Source organism: Nevskia sp., assembly GCF_023266035.1.
In the GTDB taxonomy this organism is placed as follows: Bacteria; Pseudomonadota; Gammaproteobacteria; order Nevskiales; family Nevskiaceae; genus Nevskia.
In genome coordinates this window covers 44,892-48,862 of record NZ_JAHFRY010000015.1, presented here as the reverse complement: position 1 = coordinate 48,862, position 3,971 = coordinate 44,892, and the positions used below count along the sequence as shown (strand labels likewise).

Sequence of the window (3,971 nt, the reverse complement as noted above, 5' to 3'; positions counted from 1 at the left end):
TAAATGTTATTGATTCTCATTTTATCGATGACTCGGACCACTGGGCGTTGCACGATGCAGTGCGAGCGAAGGTTCTAAAACGAAGATTTGCCTGTTGCCGGCGAAAAATGATGGGGCTAACTACGCCGCGCACCTTTCGCTGCACGTATGGCCCTGCGCCACGGCCTGTTGTGCAGAAGGCCTTCAACAGCGTCCACATGGGTCGTCGTCATCGCCAGTGAAAGGTTACGTGGCGACCGCTACCAAGATTAGCGTTCCCAGTGCAATGCGATACCACGCAAAAACTCCAAATCCATGTCCGGTCAAATAACGCATCAGAAGGCGTATCGCAAGCAGCGCAAATGCGAAAGAAGCAATGAAACCCATTGCAAAAACGCCGATGTCGTCGCTCGACAATGCGCCCCAGTGCTTGAAGAGGTTGTATACCGAGGCGGCCCCCAAGATTGGAATGCCGAGGAAAAACGAAAACTCCGTCGCAGCCTGCCGCGAAGCCCCGAACCATAGCCCGCCGATAATCGTCGCGCCTGAGCGCGAAGTACCCGGCCAGAGCGCAAGGCACTGCACGAAACCAATCTTCAGTGCGTCGATTCGGCTGATCTGTTCGGCACGCTCAGCCTTCACTTGCACGGGGCGTCGCTCAGCCCACAGGATCGCGATGCCACCGACAACGAGTGCGACGGCCACCGGCCCCGGACTGAAAAGCAGCCTCTGCACATGAGATCCAATCAGCAGTCCGAGCACTGCCGCGGGCATAAATGCAATGGCAAGGTTCACTAAAAACCGGCGGGAGCCTTGGTCGGCATGCGCTGAGACAACAACGCTTGCCAGACGAGCCCTATATTCCCAGATGACCGCGAGCATCGCGCCGAACTGGATGAACACTTCAAAGACGTCGCGCTTCTCTTTCGCAAGGAATGAGAGCGCATTGCCCGCTAGGATCAAATGCCCCGTCGAGGAGACTGGCAAGAATTCCGTGATGCCTTCGACGACGCCCATCATTAGCGTCTTGAGAACGAGTTCAGCGTGCATTTGCAGGCGGCAGTGGTAGCGCCGAGTGGGACATCGGTTTCTCCGAAGCCGTGCTCACGGCTCCGCATGTGTCAATGAAAATCTGGATCATCGTGCTGGCGAATGGGAATCTGCGCCGTTTCGGCCGCGGCCGCGAAACGCGGCGATCAGCAGAAGCCCCGCTCCCAGGGTGATGCCAACGTCGGCTGCATTGAACGCAGGCCAGTGCCAATCGCCCCAATGAAAATCGAGCCAGTCCACCACGGCCCCATGCCGCACTCGATCAAGAACATTGCCGAGCGCGCCGCCGAGAATTGCTGCATAGCCCACGGCCTCAGGTGTTGCAGTCTTCTCGCGGGCAATGAGCCAGGTGAGAAAGGCAGAAGCAGCGACGCCAATAACAATAAAAAAGCCGCGTTGCCACCCACCCGCCTGCGCCAAGAAGCTGAAGGCCGCGCCTGGATTCAGCCAATGCCCGATGTTGAACCATGGCGTGATTTCATGGGAGCCATACAAGGGAATCCACGCGACGATGGCCGCCTTGGTCGCTACGTCGGCGGCAAGCACCGTCACGGCCAACAGGTACATCCGCAAGACAGCCCTATCAATGGCCATGTGGCTTGATGTCCTCAGACGACCGCAGCAAGCGCATCCCATTGAAAACGACCGCCAGACTGGCACCCATGTCGGCCAGAATCGCCAGCCACAGACTTGCATGTCCAGTAAAGGCCAAGGCCATGAACACCGCCTTTGTTCCAAGCGCAAAGACGATGTTGGCCGTCAGGATGCCGGCTACGCGCTGTGACAGCCGGATGAACTCTGGAAGCTTGCGCAGGTTGTCCTGCATCAATGCGACGTCGGCCGTTTCGATTGCCGTGTCGGTGCCAGCTGCGCCCATTGCGAAGCCTATGCTCGACTTGGCCAATGCCGGTGCGTCGTTGACGCCGTCGCCCACCATGCCGACTGGCCCGCGTGAGAGCAGTTCTTCGATTGCCTGCAGCTTGTCCTGCGGCAGCAACTCGCCCTTGGCGCTGGTGATGCCGACCTGGGCAGCCACGGCTTGCGCGGTTTTCGCGTTATCGCCAGTCAACATGACTGGTTCGATTCCCAGCGACTTGAGTTCGGCGATCGCTTGCCGGCTGGTGTCGCGCACTGTGTCGGCCACGGCCAGCAGGGCGAGTACTTGCTGGTCCGTGGCGAGGAGCACAACGGTCTTGGCCTGGTACTCCAACGCATCGAGCTGAGTCTCGACCTCAAGTGTTGAAAGTCCCAGCTCTTTGATCAGCCGGTGGTTGCCGACGTAATAGACATCTCCATCGACGTTGCCTTTGACGCCGCGTCCAGGGATCGCCTCGAACTTGTCCACCTGGGCATGCGGTTGGTTGTAGCCCGCCACGATGGCGGTGGCCACAGGATGCTCCGACAGAGCATCGATGCTCGCTGCAATGCGCAGAACTTCTTCCTTCGGCAGGCCGCGCAGCGATATGACATCGGTCAGTGCGGGGCGCCCATGGGTCAGGGTCCCGGTCTTGTCCAGGGCCACCGATTTCAGGTGCCGCCCTTGTTCGAGGTAAAGACCGCCCTTGACCAGGATGCCTCGGCGTGCGGCAGCTGCCAGGCCGCTGACCACGGTAACCGGCGTGGAGATCACCAATGCGCAGGGGCAGGCAATGACCAGCATCACCAGCGCCTTGTAGACCCATTCGAACCAGGGCTGCCCGAAAGCGAGCGGAGGAATGACCGCCACGGCAAGGGCAAGCGCAAACACCGCGGGTGTATAGATGCCGGCGAACTTGTCCACGAAGCGTTGCGTGGGCGCGCGTTGTCCCTGCGCTTCCTGGACCGATCGTGCAATGCGGTCGAGGGTGGTTTCGCCCTTGCGCGAGGTAACGCGGAACTCCAGCGTGCCGCGCTCGTTGATGGTGCCGGCGAAGACCGTGGCACCGGCGGTCTTCTCCACCGGCATGCTTTCGCCGGTGATCGGCGCCTGGTTCACCGACGACTGTCCCGCGACGACTTCGCCATCCAGTGCGATGCGTTCGCCCGGACGCACCCGCACAACACTTCCGAGTGGCACGGTATCCGCCTTGACCTCGCGCCATTGACCGTCGGGCTGGCGCACCAATGCGTTCTCTGGCGCCAGGTCCATCAGCTTGCGGATGGCATTGCGGGCCCGATCCAGGCTCAAGGCCTCGATCATCTCGGCGATGCCGAAGAGCCAGATGACCACCGCCGCCTCGGGCCACTGGCCGATCAGCGCCGCGCCGATGACGGCGACCGTCATCAACAGGTTCATGTTCAGCGAACGCGTCTTCAGCGCGATCCAGCCCTTCTTGAGGGTCTCGACCCCACCCAGGCCGATGGCCGCGAGGCAAGCAAGAATGATGGGCCAGGAGGCCTCGGGAGCACCCGCGAAGACCATGGCCTCCGCGCCGAGCGCCAGCACGCCGGAGACCGCCATCCGAATCCATTGCCCGCGCGAGATGCCGGTGCCGAACTCACGGGGAGCGGATGGCGCCGGGTCGGAGGCGCTTTGGAGCACTGGAGCCATGCCGAGCCGCTCGATCGCGCTGGTCACCGGAGCCAGATCGACAAGCTCGTGGCTCACGGTCAGCGTGCGGCCCATCAGGTTGAAATCCAGGGCCTTCACCCCAGGCATGCCTTCGAGCGCCTTGCGCAGCAGGCCCTCCTCGGTCGGGCAGTCCATTTTTTCGATCAGGTACACGGCCTGGCCCTGCGGCCCGGTGTCGTCAGCGTGCTCAATGCTGGCCTTCATGCCTACATCGTTCAGGGCCTTGAGGATCGGCGCGGGGTCGGGCAGACGGTGCTGGACATCGAGCCGTCGCCCCATCAGGTCGAAATCCAGCCGTTCGATGCCATCGACCGCACCAAGGCGCTTGCGGATCGTTGCCTCTTCGGTAGGGCAATCCATGTTCGGAATAAGGAAGCGTGTACCGTTCCCT

The 3,971-nt window shown here is 61.4% G+C and carries 4 protein-coding genes; 1 reads left to right on the top strand and 3 read right to left on the bottom strand.

Annotated features, from left to right (window positions below; translation table 11 throughout):
* On the top strand, nucleotides 1–221 hold a 221-nt coding region (locus Q0D45_RS03670), incomplete at its 5' end, for a hypothetical protein (RefSeq protein ID WP_293388688.1).
* A 4-nt stretch (nucleotides 222–225) separates the two neighbouring features.
* Here the strand turns inward: Q0D45_RS03670 and Q0D45_RS03665 are convergent.
* From Q0D45_RS03665 to Q0D45_RS03655, 3 genes are all read right to left on the bottom strand, one after another.
* Nucleotides 226–1,029 (bottom strand): undecaprenyl-diphosphate phosphatase, encoded by an 804-nt coding sequence (locus Q0D45_RS03665; protein WP_012202413.1) that lies wholly within the window; start codon nucleotides 1,027–1,029, stop codon nucleotides 226–228.
* A gap of 87 nt (nucleotides 1,030–1,116) precedes the next feature.
* The gene (gene lspA, locus Q0D45_RS03660) at nucleotides 1,117–1,623 is read right to left on the bottom strand and encodes a signal peptidase II (protein WP_016451581.1); all 507 of its coding nucleotides are present in this window, start codon (nucleotides 1,621–1,623) and stop codon (nucleotides 1,117–1,119) included.
* Nucleotides 1,613–3,971, bottom strand: a 2,359-nt coding sequence (locus Q0D45_RS03655; protein WP_293388683.1) for a heavy metal translocating P-type ATPase, incomplete at its 5' end; no start/stop codon positions are given. The genes lspA and Q0D45_RS03655, both read right to left, overlap by 11 nt.